This is a genomic window from Streptococcus sp. M334, from assembly GCF_000187745.1.
Lineage (GTDB): Bacteria > Bacillota > Bacilli > Lactobacillales > Streptococcaceae > Streptococcus.
In genome coordinates this window covers 812,947-827,414 of record NZ_GL732486.1, presented here as the reverse complement: position 1 = coordinate 827,414, position 14,468 = coordinate 812,947, and the positions used below count along the sequence as shown (strand labels likewise).

The following is a 14,468-nucleotide window of genomic DNA, read 5'->3' as shown; positions in this document are numbered from 1 at the left end:
ACCCAGGAACCAGGCAAAGAGGGCGAATCCTTAGTTCAAGATCCACAAGCAGAATATACTGGCAAGGTTGAAGCCAAAGGCACGCAGGAACCAGGCAAAGAGGGCGAATCCTTAGTTCAAGATCCACAAGCAGAATATTCAGGGAAAATTGAAGCCAAAGGCACCCAAGAACCAGGTAAAGAGGGCGAATCCTTAATTCAAGATCCACAAGCAGAATATTCAGGGAAAATTGAAGCCAAAGGCACTCAAGAAACTGGTAAAGAGGGAGAATCTTTAGTTCAAGAAAAGTTACCTGAATATAAAGTAACTGAGGGAACGGTTACGAAAGAAACTACTACTGAGATTGACTATAGGACAGAAATTATCGAGGATCCAACCAAATATACGGATGAAGAAACTGTAGTTCAAGATGGAGAAAAGGGTAGTCAAATTACCAAAACGACTTATAAGACTCTCGAAGGTGTTGAGACTGACCAAGTTTTAAATACAACAACCACTGTCATCAAAGAACCAGTCACTAAAAAAATAAGTCGTGGGACAAAACCAATTGAAGGAACTCTGGTAGAAGAAAGTCTTGAAAAGATTCCATTTAAGGAAGTTGTTAAAGAAGATGACCAACTGAAAAAAGGTGAAAGAGTTACTGTCCAAGAAGGAAAAGATGGACAGAAAAAAGTTACCAAGACTTACAAAACTATCAAAGGTTTAAAAACTGAAGAAGCACCGAAAATTGTGGAACAGGTTCTGGAGTTAGACCAAGATCGTATCGTTAAATTAGGAACTAAAAACTTTGAAAAACCAATCTTAACTTTGTCACTTGTTGATGTTCAAGATTTGAAACGATCATCTCAAATTCGTTATAATTTGGAAAATCCAAGTAAGGCAGCCATTAAATCTATCACCCTAACTCTGAAAAAAGGTGATGAGATTGTCAAAACCTTGAATGTTTCACCAGAAAATCTAACAGTTTCTTTGACAGACTTACAGTACTACAAAGATTATAAACTTGAAACGAAGATGGTTTATGACCGTGGTGAGGGTGATGAGGAAGAAGTTCTGAAAGAAGAACCGCTAAGAATTGACCTCAAAAAAGTTGAAATCAAGAACATCAAAGAAACAAGCTTGATGAGCGTGGATGATGCTGGTGTTGAAACAGACACTAGTTTACTGACAGAAAAACCAGCTGATCTTGCTCCACTCTACCTACGAGTTACAACTCACGACAACAAAGTTACAAGACTGGCTGTTGATAAGATTGAAGAAGTAGAAAAAGACGGAAAAACTTTATACAAAATTACTGCAACAGCTCCTGATTTAGTTCAACACACAGATGCTTCTAAATTGGCAAACGAGTATGTTCATTACTTCGAAAAACAAAAATTAAAAGAAGGTAATGTTTACTATAGCTTCAACGAACTTGTAAAAGACATGCAAGCTAACCCTAATGGTGAATTTAAACTTGGTGCAGACCTTAATGCAGCAAACGTAAAACCTAATGGAAAATCTTATGTTACATCTGTATTTAAAGGTAAGTTATCAAGTGTTGATGGTGGACGTTATTCAATCCATAATACAACTCGTCCATTATTTGGAAATATTCAAGGTGGATACATCCATGATATTAACTTAGCTAATGTAAATATTAATATGCCAGGGGATAATCAAGTAGCACCAATCGCTAATGTCATTAAAGGTGGAACAACTATTGAAAATGTTAAAGTTACTGGTAACGTAGTTGGTCGTGATTGGGTGTCTGGATTTATTGATAAAATTGACAGTGGTGGTAGATTAGTCAATGTGGCGTTTATCGGAAATGTTACATCTGTTGGTACTGGTGGTCAATATTTATCAGGTATTGTTGGTGAAAACTGGAAAGGCTACGTTGAACGTGCTTATGTCAACGCTAATATCACTGGTAAGAGAGCTAAAGCTGCAGGTATTGTTTATTGGTCTCAAAATGGTGGGGATAACAACGCTGTAGGTAGAGATGGTGCTATTAAGAAATCAGTAGCTAAAGGAACTATCAATGTGAGTGACCCTATTAAAGTCGGTGGTTTCATTGGAAGTAATCATATGTTAGGTTCAGTTGAAGATAGCGTATCTATGATGAAAGTTAATAAAGGTAACGGAGAAATCTTCTATGGATCTGAAGATATTGATGACGATGGTGGTTACTGGTCAGGAATGAGATTGAATAGAAACCTTGTTGTTACAGGAGTAAGTGAAGGTAAATCTTCATATAATTTCTCTAAACAACAACATCGTATTAAATCAGTATCTCAAGAAGAAGTTGATGCTAAAATCGCAACATTAGGAATTACTGCTCATGACTATGCTATTAGCGAGCCAGTAGTTAATCTCCTTAACAACATCAAACCAAAATCTGATACTTACAAAGCTACTCAAGATTACGATGCTTCTCGTGAGCTTGCTTACCGTAATATTGAAAAACTTCAACCGTTCTACAACAAAGAATGGATTGTAAATCAAGGTAACAAGATTCCTGAAGGATCTAAATTACTAACTACAGAAGTATTGTCTGTAACAGGTATGAAAGATGGACAATTTGTGACCGACTTATCGGATGCTGACCACATTATGATTCATTACGCTGATAAGACGAAAGAAATTAAGGCTATTACACAAAAAGAATCTAAGGTTCAACAAGTTCGTGAATATAGTATTGAAGGATTAGGTGATATTGTCTATACACCAAATATGGTTGTTAAAGATAGAACACAATTGCTCAGCAATATCAAAGCTAAATTAGCTTCTGTTGAACTTGATTCAGATGAAGTTCGTAAGATTAATAACAATCCTAAGATGTTATACATGGAGGAAAGCTTCAAAGAGGTTAAAGATAACCTAGATGCTTTAGTTAAAGCTTTAGTTGAAAATGAAGATCACCAACTGAATACTGACGAAGCAGCTCAGCGTGCATTGATTAAAAAAGTTGAAGACAATAAAGCTAAAATCATGTTAGCTCTTGCTTACTTAAACCAATACTACGGAATTAAATATAATGGATTAAATATCAAAAATATGATGACCTTCAAACCTGATTTCTACGGTAAGAACGTTAACGTACTTGATAGATTAATCAGCTTCGCTTCAAATGGTAACAACCTTAAAGGTGATCAATCACATGATGCATTCAATAGAGCACTTGCAAGTGCTACTGCTAAAGCTAACTTACATGAATTCCTGAAGTACAACATGGAATTATTCACTAGTGAAACAGATATGAATACTTGGTTCAAGAACAACATTGCAGATAACGCTTATGTTGTTGAGAAACAATCATCAAATCCAGATTTTGCGAATAAGAAACATAAATTATATGAAGTAATTAATAATGGACATCATGGACGTTACATTTTACCACTTTTGAATTTGAAAAAAGCGCATATGATTTTAATTACAACCTATAATACCATTGCCTTTAGTTCATTTGAGAAATACGGTAAGAACACAGCAGAAGAACGTGAAGCGTTCAAGAAGCAAGTTGATTTACGTGCGCAAGAACAAATCAATTATTTAGACTTCTGGTCAAGACTTGCTGCAGATAATGTACGAAATAATCTTCTTAAGAGTGAAAATATGGTACCATCTGCCATTTGGGATAACCATGATGTACCAGGTTTGGGATGGGTTGACCGTATGGGACATACGAAGAAAGGCGATTTTGCTCCAATTCGTGAATTCTATGGTCCAACTGATAAATGGCATGGATACAATGGAATGGGTGCATACGCTTATATCTTCCAAAATCCACAACCACAAGAGGCTGTATATTACATTATCTCTAGCATGATTAGTGATTTTGGTACATCTGCATTCACTCACGAAACAACTCACATCAATGACCGTATGGCCTACTTAGGAACATGGCGTCACCGTGAAGGAACAGACGTTGAAGCCTTTGCTCAAGGTATGTTGCAATCACCATCAGTCTCAAATCCAAATGGTGAATATGGTGCCTTAGGATTAAACATGGCTTACGAACGTCAAAATGATGGAAATCAAATTTACAACTATAATCCAAATGTGTTAAATAGTCGTGAGAAAATCGATCACTACATGAAGAATTACAATGAATCCATGATGATGCTTGATTACTTAGAAGCTGAGTCTGTCATCAAGAAAAATACTGGAACAAACGATAAGTGGTTCAAGAAGATCGATAAGAAATATCGTGAAAAAGCGGATCGCAATGGCTTAGTTGGTGAACCACATCAATGGGATTTGGTTCGTGATTTGAATGATGACGAAAAGAATACGAAACTGACAAGTATTGATCAACTGGTTGATGGAAACTTTGCAACGAAACATGGATTGCCAGGAAATGGTCATTACCGTACTGAAGGATTTGATTCTGCTTATACTGTAGTAAATATGATGACAGGTATTTATGGTGGTAATACAAGTAAGAGTGCGGTTGGTTCAATCTCATTCAAACATAATACCTTCCGTATGTGGGGGTACTTCGGTTATCTAGACGGGTTCTTAGGTTATGCATCAAACAAATACAAGCAAGAATCTAAAGCTGCTGGTAATGTAGGTCTTGGTGATGACTTTATTATTAATAAAGTTTCTAACGGTAAATTCCAAAGCTTAGAAGCATGGAAGAAAGCATGGTATCATGAAGTACACGAAAAAGCTCAAAGAGGTTTTGTTGAAATTGAAATCGATGGTCAAAAGATTTCAACTTACGCACAACTTCAGACATTATTTGATGCAGCGGTCGAAAAAGACCTTCAAGGTAATGATTTCAAGAATACTGTAGATCTTAAATGGAAGGTTTACAAACAACTCTTGCAGAAATCAGATGGATTTGCTGGTGATTTATTCACTAAAGCATAACCAATAGTAAGAAAATAATAAAAAGGTAGATCAGCTTTGTCTGAATCTGCCTTTTTATGCTATACTTAAGGTATGCATAGAAAAACAGTGATTGATTTTAGGGCTTTGGGGGAGAGATACACCTTTACCCAGCCAATTAAAGAGTTGAAAACGAGAAATGTAGCAGAAGTGGCAGATTTGCTGGCACAAGTGGAAAGTTACCAAGAGCAAGGCTATTATGTGGTGGGCTATGTCAGCTACGAGGCTGCACCTGCTTTTGAGGCGAAATTAGCAGTTCACAAGGCTCCTCTACTGGGTGAGTATCTGCTTTACTTTACTGTTCATGATAGCGTAGAAACATCCCCTATTCCTCTGATTTATGATGAGGTTGATTTGACTTCAAATTGGCAGGAAGTAACGTCTGCAGCAGACTATGAAAAGGCTATTGCCCAGATTCACCATCATTTGCGGCAGGGAGATACCTATCAGGTTAACTACACCGTCCAACTCAAGCAGGACTTAAGCGCCAATCCTTTTGCCATATACAATCGCATGGTGGTAGAACAGGAGGCGGGTTACAATGCTTATGTTGAACATGACGAGATGGCAGTGATTTCCATGAGCCCAGAGCTCTTTTTTGAGCAAAATGACCGCGAGTTGACAACACGACCAATGAAGGGAACGACTCAGCGTGGCATGACTGACCAAGAAGATTTAGAACAGGCTAGCTGGTTGGAGCAGGATCCCAAAAATCGCTCTGAAAATATGATGATTGTGGACCTCTTGCGCAATGATATGAACCGTATTTCTGAAGTGGGCAGTGAGCATGTTGAGCGTCTGTGTCAGGTAGAGCAGTATTCAACTGTTTGGCAGATGACTTCGACCATCAAGAGTCGGTTGCGAGCAGATGTGGACTTGGTTACCATTTTTCGCTCTCTCTTTCCTTGTGGATCCATCACAGGAGCTCCTAAGATAGCGACTATGGAAATTATTAAGGAGTTGGAACCACAACCGCGTGGAGTCTACTGTGGAACGATTGGTCTTTTACTTCCAAATGGGCGACGGATTTTTAATGTCGCTATCCGAACTATTCAACTTCACAAAGGTCAAGCCATCTATGGAGTTGGAGGCGGGATTACTTGGGATAGTACATGGGAATCTGAATACCGCGAGGTTCATCAAAAGGCGGCTGTTCTCTATCGTAAACAAGCTCGCTTCCAACTGATTACAACTGGAAAAATTAGCCAAAAACAACTGCTGTTTGAAGAGCAACATATAGAAAGACTGAGAAAAGCTAGTCGATATTTTGCTTATCCTTTTAACCCAGAAATTTTGAGACAAAAGATTGAAGCAGAGTGTCAGACTTGTGATGCTAATCAAGATTACCGCTTGCGAATCAGCATTAGCAAATCTGGAGAGATAGAAGTCAGTCGTCAAATATTGGAACCTTTCAGTCCGACCTTCTGCAAAGCCAAACTTTGCCTTCAGGAAGCCAATTTGCAACAAGCATTTACCTATTTTAAAACAAGCCACCGACCTCACTTGAGCCTAGGGAAGCAGGAAACTATTTATCATAATGTAGCTGGAGAGCTATTGGAAACCACTATTGGAAATTTGGTTCTGAAAATCGCTGGAAAACTCTACACACCACCAATCCGACTTGGAATCTTGCCAGGAATTTATCGTCAACATTTGCTGGAAACAGGCCAGCTAGAAGAGAAAGTTTTGACCTTGGCAGATTTAGTCCAAGCAGAAGCTATTTACGGCTGTAATGCAGTGAGAGGATTGTATGAGTTGACGATTGAATCTTAAGTTAGCAAACCTTTGAACAAAGAAAATGACGGAATTAAAATAAAATTACGCAAACCTTTGCATAAGTAACTAAATTTTGTTATACTATTACTGTAAGCATTTTCAATTAATTCATAATGAAAAAGGAGAATATGATGAGTCAAAAGATTATTGGGATTGACCTTGGTGGAACTTCTATCAAATTTGCAATCTTGACAACAGCAGGAGAAATCCAAGAAAAATGGTCTATCAAGACTAATATTTTGGATGAGGGAAGTCATATCGTTGATGATATGATTGAGTCTATTCAACACCGTTTGGACTTGCTTGGATTGGCAGCAGCAGACTTCCAAGGTATTGGAATGGGATCACCAGGTGTGGTTGACCGTGAAAAAGGAACTGTTATCGGTGCCTACAACTTGAACTGGAAAACCCTTCAACCAATTAAAGAGAAAATTGAAAAAGCCTTGGGCATTGCATTCTTCATCGATAATGATGCCAACGTGGCAGCTCTTGGTGAACGTTGGATGGGTGCTGGTGATAACCAACCAGATGTTGTCTTTATGACACTTGGTACAGGTGTTGGTGGCGGTATTGTCGCTGAAGGCAAATTGCTTCATGGTGTTGCTGGTGCAGCAGGTGAGCTTGGCCACATCACTGTTGACTTTGACCAACCAATCGCATGTACTTGCGGTAAGAAAGGTTGCCTTGAGACAGTCGCTTCTGCCACAGGGATTGTTAACTTGACTCGTCGCTATGCTGATGAATACGAAGGCGATGCAGCCTTGAAACGCTTGATTGATAACGGAGAAGAAGTAACTGCTAAGACAGTCTTTGACCTTGCAAAAGAAGGAGACGACCTTGCTTTGATCGTTTACCGTAACTTCTCACGTTACTTGGGTATCGCTTGTGCCAACATCGGTTCAATCCTAAACCCATCAACAATTGTTATCGGTGGTGGTGTGTCGGCTGCAGGAGAATTCCTTCTACAAGGTGTTCAAAAAGTCTACGACGAAAATACCTTCCCACAAGTACGCACATCAACAAAATTGGCTCTTGCAACTCTAGGAAATGACGCTGGAGTTATCGGAGCAGCATCACTTGTATTGCAATAAAATAATAAAAGAGGAAAAATGCTAACCTAGAGTTAGTAATGTTCCTCTTTTCTTTTTTATGCTATACTAGTTAGGACAATAAATGAGGTGAGAGTAAATGACAAAAGCAGATACGATTTTTAAAGAAAATATTGAACGAATCCTCAAAGACGGTGTCTTTTCTGAGCAGGCACGTCCCAAGTACAAGGATGGAACTGTTGCTAACTCCAAGTACGTAACAGGTGCCTTTGCGGAATATGACTTGGCTAAGGGTGAATTTCCCATCACAACCTTGCGTCCTATCGCCATCAAATCCGCTATCAAGGAAGTACTTTGGATTTACCAAGATCAGTCAAATAGCTTAGAGATGCTTAATGACAAATACAATGTTCACTACTGGAATGACTGGGAAGTGGGAGATACGGGAACCATCGGTGAGCGCTACGGTGCCGTTGTTAGGAAACACGACATCATCAATAAACTTCTTAAACAGTTGGAAGCCAACCCCTGGAACCGCCGCAATATCATTTCGCTCTGGGATTACCAAGCTTTCGAAGAAACAGACGGGTTGCTCCCATGTGCCTTTCAGACCATGTTTGATGTCCGCCGTGTAGATGGAGAAATCTATCTGGATGCGACCTTGACCCAGCGTTCTAATGATATGCTGGTGGCCCACCACATCAATGCTATGCAGTATGTAGCCTTACAGATGATGATTGCCAAACATTTCGGCTGGAAGGTTGGGAAGTTCTTTTACTTCATCAACAACCTCCATATCTATGATAATCAATTTGAACAAGCTCAGGAATTGCTCCGTCGTGAGCCGTCAAACTGCCAACCACGCTTGGTTTTAAATGTTCCTGATGGGACTAATTTCTTTGATATTAAAGCAGAAGATTTTGAGTTGGTGGATTATGACCCTGTTAAGCCCCAGTTGAAGTTTGACCTAGCTATTTAAAAGAATAGAAAAAAGAAGTTGAGACAATGAATCCCAACTTCTTTTGTTTCTTAACGTGATACGCGGCGGCGAGCTGCTTTTTTACGGTTTTCTTCGATGAAAGCTGCTTTTTGCTCTTCTGGTTCGATTACTTTCTTTTTAAATGCGTATACTGCACCTGCAACTGCAGCGACAGTTCCTGCGACACCTGTTACAAGACCTTTAGCGAATCCTTTAGCCATGAGTCTTCCTCCTTTATATTCTATATCAGCCAGCCTCCTCAAGAGGTCATATTTTTCTGACTGACCTTTTTGTGTTATAATAATAGTAACGAAAAAATGGGAATTTTTCAAGGAAAAAAGATGAAAACAAAAATAATTGTGATTGTTGGACCGACTGCTGTTGGAAAGACGGCTCTTGCCATTGAAGTGGCTAAGCACTTTGGTGGCGAAGTTGTTAGCGGTGATAGTCAGCAAGTTTACCGAGGTCTAGATATTGGGACGGCTAAGGCTAGCCCAGAAGAGCGGGCAGCTGTTCCCCATCATTTAATCGATGTTAGAGAGGTAACCGAGTCTTACTCGGCTTTTGATTTTGTTTCAGAAGCTAAGATGGCTATTGAGGATATTGACAGTCGTGGCAAGCTAGCTATTATCACTGGTGGGACTGGACTGTATATCCAGAGCTTGCTAGAAGGTTACCACCTTGGTGGGGAGACACCTCATGAGGAGATTTTGGCCTATCGGGCTAGTTTGGAGCCGTATACAGATGAGGAATTAGCCCATCTGGTGGCGCAAGCAGGCCTTGAGATTCCCCAGTTTAATCGTCGTCGTGCTATGCGTGCCTTGGAAATTGCCCATTTTGGTCAGGATTTGGAAAATCAAGAGACCTTGTATGAACCATTGATTATCTGCTTGGATGATGAACGCAGTAAACTTTATGAGCGTATCAACCACCGAGTGGATTTGATGTTTGAAGCTGGGCTTTTGGATGAGGCCAAGTGGCTTTTTGACCATTACCCTGATGTGCAGGCTGCTAAAGGCATTGGCTACAAGGAACTCTTTCCTTATTTCCGTGGAGAGCAGACCTTGGAAGAAGCTAGTGAGAGTCTCAAACAGGCTACTCGTCGTTTTGCCAAGCGTCAGTTGACCTGGTTCCGTAATCGCATGCAGGTCACCTTTTATCAAATCGGAGAATCTGGTGTGCAAGACCATATTTTAAGCCAGATAGAGGAGTTTTTAGATGATTGAAACGGAAAAAAAAGAGGAACGTGTCCTTCTCATCGGTGTGGAATTACAGGGCATGGACAATTTTGACCTCTCTATGGAAGAATTGGCCAGTCTGGCTAAGACAGCTGGGGCAGTCGTCGTCGATAGCTACAGACAAAAACGTGAAAAGTATGACTCCAAGACTTTCGTCGGCTCTGGTAAGTTGGAAGAGATTGCGCTTATGGTGGATGCAGAAGAAATCACCACTGTCATCGTCAACAACCGTCTGACGCCAAGGCAAAATGTCAATTTAGAAGAAGTTCTCGGTGTTAAGGTCATTGACCGTATGCAGTTGATTTTGGATATCTTTGCCATGCGAGCTCGGAGCCATGAAGGGAAGCTCCAAGTCCATTTAGCCCAGCTCAAGTACCTCTTGCCCCGCTTGGTTGGTCAGGGGATTATGCTCAGTCGTCAGGCAGGGGGAATTGGTTCCCGTGGACCTGGGGAAAGCCAGCTGGAGCTGAACCGTCGTAGTGTTCGCAACCAAATCACAGACATTGAACGCCAGCTCAAGGTGGTTGAGAAAAATCGGGCGACAGTTCGAGAAAAACGTTTGGAGTCAAGCATCTTTAAGATTGGTTTGATTGGTTATACCAATGCTGGGAAGTCAACTATCATGAACACTTTAACCAGTAAGACTCAGTATGAAGCGGACGAGCTCTTTGCAACTCTGGACGCGACGACTAAGAGTATTCATCTGGGGGGCAATCTCCAAGTAACTTTGACAGATACCGTGGGCTTTATCCAAGATTTGCCGACAGAGTTGGTGTCCAGTTTCAAGTCAACCTTGGAGGAAAGCAAGCATGTGGATCTTCTGGTTCATGTTATCGACGCCAGCAATCCTTACCACGAGGAGCATGAAAAAACAGTCCTTTCCATCATGAAAGACCTGGACATGGAAGATATTCCTCGCTTGACCCTTTATAATAAAGCGGATTTGGTGGAGGATTTCACGCCGACCCAAACGCCTTATGCCCTCATTTCTGCCAAGTCTGAGGATAGTCGTGAGAATTTGCAGGCACTATTTTTAGAGAAAATCAAGAATATTTTTGAATCTTTTACCCTGCGCGTGTCTTTTTCAAAGTCCTACAAGATTCACGATTTAGAAAGTGTTGCGATTCTGGAAGAACGCGATTATCAGGAGGACGGGGAAGTGATTAGAGGCTACATTTCTGAGAAAAACAAATGGAGGTTAGAAGAATTTTATGACTGATATTAAAACGTTGGCTCTAAAGTATGGAGGTTATACAAGTCTAGATAAGGTTTACTTAGATCAACTTCTAGCTGGTAGGTCTGAGCAGGAGCAGTTGGCACTTATCACACCTCCGCCAAGCGTTGTCAATGCTTATTTTGCAGAACTCTACCAGAAAAAGAGTCCTGAGGCAGCGACAGCTTACTTTGCGGAAGTCAGTCAGGAACTGAATCTCTACAATATTGAACCTAGTTTTACCATAGAAAACAAGCCCTTTGTTCGGCTTAATCTGTCTGGCAAATCCTTTGGTTTCTGCTATGAGAGTGAGGGTCTTGTTCGGATTTTTTCTGAAAATAAGGAAGTAATCTCGGATGACTTGCTCTTTGAAATTGCGCAAATTTTCCCCCATCAGCTAGTCTTTGAGGAGTCTGGTAAGATTTACATGAAGTCTGTCGGGGACGAGGAAATTGTTAGCGTGGAAAGTCTCACAGCTTTGACTGATTTAGAAAGCTTGGCTGATGGTCGCAAGCGTCTCAAAGGCTACAGCCAAGAGGATTTATTACAAGAAGCTACTGCTTTTTCTGGCAAGCGCTATTTCCGATCGGAAAACCGCACAGCCATGTTATATATTGATTAATTAGAAAGTATCGAATGAATATTCAATTTTTAGGAACGGGGGCTGGTCAGCCCTCTAAAGCCCGCAATGTTTCAAGTCTCGCCCTGAAACTTTTGGACGAGATTAACGAAGTTTGGCTCTTTGACTGTGGAGAAGGAACGCAAAATCGCATTCTGGAAACCACAATTCGACCACGTAAGGTCAGCAAAATCTTTATCACCCATCTGCATGGAGACCACATTTTTGGCTTGCCTGGTTTCCTTTCTAGCCGTGCCTTTCAGGCCAATGAAGAGCAGACAGATCTGGAGATCTATGGACCGCAAGGAATCAAGTCATTTGTCTTAACCAGTCTTCGTGTGTCAGGTTCTCGCCTGCCTTACCGCATTCATTTTTATGAGTTTGACCAAGATTCTCTAGGAAAAATCCTTGAGACCGATAAATTCGTTGTGTATGCAGAGGAGTTGGATCACACTATTTTCTGCGTTGGATATCGTGTTATCCAAAAGGATCTAGAAGGAACGCTAGATGCTGAAAAACTCAAGGCGGCAGGTGTCCCATTTGGCCCACTTTTTGGAAAAATTAAAACGGTCAGGACGTTGTTTTAGAAGATGGGACTGAAATCAAGGCAGCAGACTATATCTCAGCCCCACGTCCAGGTAAGATTATCACTATTTTAGGAGACACTCGAAAAACGGATGCCAGTGTGCGTCTGGCTGTCAATGCTGATGTCCTGGTCCATGAGTCGACTTATGGCAAGGGCGATGAAATAATTGCTCGTAACCATGGTCACTCTACTAACATGCAAGCCGCACAAGTAGCGGTAGAAGCAGGAGCCAAACGCCTCTTACTCAACCATATCAGTGCCCGTTTCCTCTCAAAAGATATCAGCAAGCTCAAGAAAGACGCGGCCACAATTTTTGAAAACGTCCATGTGGTCAAAGACTTGGAAGAAGTGGAAATCTAAAAGCTTGAGAAAGGAACAGTATGCCTACTATTCTCATTACAGGAGCTAGCGGTGGTCTAGCCCAAGAAATGGTTAAACTTTTACCTGAAGACCAGCTCATCTTGCTTGGTAGAGATAAGGAAAAATTAGCTCAACTCTACGGAAATCATCCCCATGCAGAATTAATTGAAATAGACATTACCGATGACTCAGCCTTAGAAACTCTGCTAGCAGATCTCTATATCCGCTATGGCAAGATTGATGTTTTAATTAACAACGCTGGTTACGGGATTTTTGAGGAATTTGACCAGATTTCTGACCAAGATATTCACCAGATGTTTGAGGTCAATACCTTCGCCCTGATGAATCTATCTCGACGCCTTGCGGCTCGTATGAAGGAAAGCCGAAAAGGCCATATCATCAATATTGTCAGTATGGCAGGTCTGATTGCTACTGGCAAGTCTAGTCTTTACTCAGCTACCAAGTTTGCAGCCATTGGTTTTTCAAATGCTCTGCGTCTCGAACTCATGACTTATGGCGTTTATGTAACGACTGTCAATCCAGGACCAATCCGCACAGGATTTTTTGACCAAGCAGACCCAGATGGAACCTATCTCAAATCGGTTGACCGCTTCCTGCTAGAACCAGATGCAGTAGCTAAAAAGATTGTCAAGATTATGGGAAAAAACAAACGAGAACTCAATCTTCCGATGTTGTTGAACCTAGCTCATAAGTTTTATACCCTCTTTCCCAAGCTAGCTGATAAGTTGGCAGGGGAGACTTTTAATTATAAGTAAAAAGAACCAATATGCAGGTTGTTGCTAGCCTACATATTGGTTCTTATCATTTCTCAACTATCAAACTGGACTTCTTCTAGTAGATAGTCGATAAAGCGTTCGCCCATCTTAGACAGGCTGGTTTTTTCATGCTGGATATAGACTAGCTCAATGGAGTCGTCAATATCCAGTGGGATAGAAACAATATTGTCTCCGTTGAGGTTGCTGTTCAAAATCCCTGTCGCAATGGTATAACCATCTAAACCAATCAAGAGATTAAAGAGGGTGGCACGGTCACTGACAACGATAGATTTTTTGTGGTATTCCTGCGAGAGAATCTCTTCAGAAAAGTAGAAGGAGTTGTGAGTTCCTTGATCATAGCTGAGATAAGGGAAGTTTTCCAAATCAGACAGTTTGACCTTGTCTTTCTTTGCCAGAGGATTGGTCTTGCTGACAAAGATATGGGGCTGGGCAGTAAAGAGATGGTGAGCTAGCAGGTGGTTGTCATCCAGCATCTTGGTTAAAACATCACGATTGTAGCTGTTCAAAAATAGGACACCGACCTCACTACGGAAGTTCTTGACGTCGTCAATAATCTCCCAAGTCCGAGTTTCACGAAGGAAGAGCTCGTATTTCTCCATATCACTTTTCTTGAGTAGAGAAACAAAGGCATTGACCACAAAGGCATAGTGCTGGGAGGAAACGCTAAAGAGTTCGCGGTGGGCGACAGGATTTTTATAGCGTTCTTCCAGAAGCTGAGTTTGCTCGACAACCTGACGGGCATAAGAGAGGAACTCCATCCCATCACGGGTCAAGGTGATACCCTTGGGATTGCGGATAAAGATTTCAATGCCCATTTCATTTTCCAAATCTCTCACTGCATTGGAAAGACTTGGCTGAGTGATAAAGAGTTGCTTGGCTGCCTCATTCATGGAGCCAGTTTCGACGATTTTGATAATATAGTGTAATTGTTGAATTCTCATGTTTTTATTGTACCACACTTGCGTCAGAATCG

At 40.9% G+C, this 14,468-nt stretch carries 10 protein-coding genes and 1 pseudogene; 9 read left to right on the top strand and 2 right to left on the bottom strand.

The window, feature by feature from the left end:
* The 4 genes from HMPREF0851_RS08485 to HMPREF0851_RS08470 all read left to right on the top strand — a co-directional run.
* A partial coding sequence (locus HMPREF0851_RS08485; RefSeq protein WP_000318651.1) for a ZmpA/ZmpB/ZmpC family metallo-endopeptidase occupies nucleotides 1-4,860 on the top strand: 4,860 nt, incomplete at its 5' end.
* A gap of 72 nt (nucleotides 4,861-4,932) precedes the next feature.
* Entirely contained in the window at nucleotides 4,933-6,651 is a 1,719-nt protein-coding gene (pabB, locus tag HMPREF0851_RS08480; protein ID WP_009014252.1) for an aminodeoxychorismate synthase component I, read from the top strand.
* Nucleotides 6,652-6,785: 134 nt separating this feature from the next.
* A complete protein-coding gene (locus HMPREF0851_RS08475) occupies nucleotides 6,786-7,745 on the top strand; it encodes an ROK family glucokinase (protein WP_000078557.1) in 960 nt (319 codons plus the stop codon).
* Between the two features lie 97 nt (nucleotides 7,746-7,842).
* Nucleotides 7,843-8,682, top strand: a complete 840-nt coding sequence (locus tag HMPREF0851_RS08470) for a thymidylate synthase (protein WP_000158613.1) — start codon at nucleotides 7,843-7,845, stop codon at nucleotides 8,680-8,682.
* 50 nt (nucleotides 8,683-8,732) lie between these two features.
* Here HMPREF0851_RS08470 and HMPREF0851_RS08465 read toward each other — a convergent pair whose 3' ends face one another.
* Nucleotides 8,733-8,903 carry a DUF3042 family protein gene (locus HMPREF0851_RS08465; protein WP_001051780.1) on the bottom strand — a complete coding sequence of 57 codons (171 nt, stop codon included), beginning with the start codon at nucleotides 8,901-8,903 and terminating at the stop codon, nucleotides 8,733-8,735.
* A 120-nt stretch (nucleotides 8,904-9,023) separates the two neighbouring features.
* On the opposite strand from HMPREF0851_RS08465, the gene miaA reads away from it, so the two are divergent.
* The 5 genes and pseudogenes from miaA (at nucleotide 9,024) to HMPREF0851_RS08440 (ending at nucleotide 13,474) form a co-directional block, all read left to right on the top strand.
* On the top strand, nucleotides 9,024-9,908 hold the full coding sequence (miaA, locus tag HMPREF0851_RS08460) for a tRNA (adenosine(37)-N6)-dimethylallyltransferase MiaA (RefSeq protein WP_000850161.1): 885 nt from the start codon (nucleotides 9,024-9,026) through the stop codon (nucleotides 9,906-9,908).
* Complete coding sequence (gene hflX, locus HMPREF0851_RS08455; RefSeq protein ID WP_000573166.1) at nucleotides 9,901-11,139, top strand: GTPase HflX; 1,239 nt, start codon at nucleotides 9,901-9,903, stop codon at nucleotides 11,137-11,139. The genes miaA and hflX overlap by 8 nt, the downstream gene beginning before the upstream one ends.
* Entirely contained in the window at nucleotides 11,132-11,755 is a 624-nt protein-coding gene (locus HMPREF0851_RS08450) for a hypothetical protein (RefSeq protein ID WP_000129721.1), read from the top strand. Before hflX ends, HMPREF0851_RS08450 begins: the two co-directional genes overlap by 8 nt.
* A gap of 14 nt (nucleotides 11,756-11,769) precedes the next feature.
* Nucleotides 11,770-12,698 (top strand): annotated as a pseudogene (rnz, locus tag HMPREF0851_RS08445) (ribonuclease Z).
* 20 nt (nucleotides 12,699-12,718) lie between these two features.
* On the top strand, nucleotides 12,719-13,474 hold the full coding sequence (locus HMPREF0851_RS08440; RefSeq protein WP_001142134.1) for an SDR family NAD(P)-dependent oxidoreductase: 756 nt from the start codon (nucleotides 12,719-12,721) through the stop codon (nucleotides 13,472-13,474).
* Between the two features lie 53 nt (nucleotides 13,475-13,527).
* Here HMPREF0851_RS08440 and HMPREF0851_RS08435 read toward each other — a convergent pair whose 3' ends face one another.
* Nucleotides 13,528-14,436, bottom strand: a complete 909-nt coding sequence (locus tag HMPREF0851_RS08435; protein WP_025169857.1) for a LysR family transcriptional regulator — start codon at nucleotides 14,434-14,436, stop codon at nucleotides 13,528-13,530.
* Nucleotides 14,437-14,468: the final 32 nt, after the last annotated feature.

What these genes read in the sequence shown, in the direction of transcription:
- HMPREF0851_RS08465 (WP_001051780.1), bottom strand. Translation starts at nt 8,903, where the DNA reads ATGGCTAAAGGATTCGCTAAAGGTCTTGTAACAGGTGTCGCAGGAACT.
- HMPREF0851_RS08440 (WP_001142134.1), top strand. Translation starts at nt 12,719, where the DNA reads ATGCCTACTATTCTCATTACAGGAGCTAGCGGTGGTCTAGCCCAAGAA.
- HMPREF0851_RS08470 (WP_000158613.1), top strand. Translation starts at nt 7,843, where the DNA reads ATGACAAAAGCAGATACGATTTTTAAAGAAAATATTGAACGAATCCTC.
- HMPREF0851_RS08475 (WP_000078557.1), top strand. Translation starts at nt 6,786, where the DNA reads ATGAGTCAAAAGATTATTGGGATTGACCTTGGTGGAACTTCTATCAAA.
- hflX (WP_000573166.1), top strand. Translation starts at nt 9,901, where the DNA reads ATGATTGAAACGGAAAAAAAAGAGGAACGTGTCCTTCTCATCGGTGTG.
- miaA (WP_000850161.1), top strand. Translation starts at nt 9,024, where the DNA reads ATGAAAACAAAAATAATTGTGATTGTTGGACCGACTGCTGTTGGAAAG.
- pabB (WP_009014252.1), top strand. Translation starts at nt 4,933, where the DNA reads ATGCATAGAAAAACAGTGATTGATTTTAGGGCTTTGGGGGAGAGATAC.
- HMPREF0851_RS08435 (WP_025169857.1), bottom strand. Translation starts at nt 14,436, where the DNA reads ATGAGAATTCAACAATTACACTATATTATCAAAATCGTCGAAACTGGC.
- HMPREF0851_RS08450 (WP_000129721.1), top strand. Translation starts at nt 11,132, where the DNA reads ATGACTGATATTAAAACGTTGGCTCTAAAGTATGGAGGTTATACAAGT.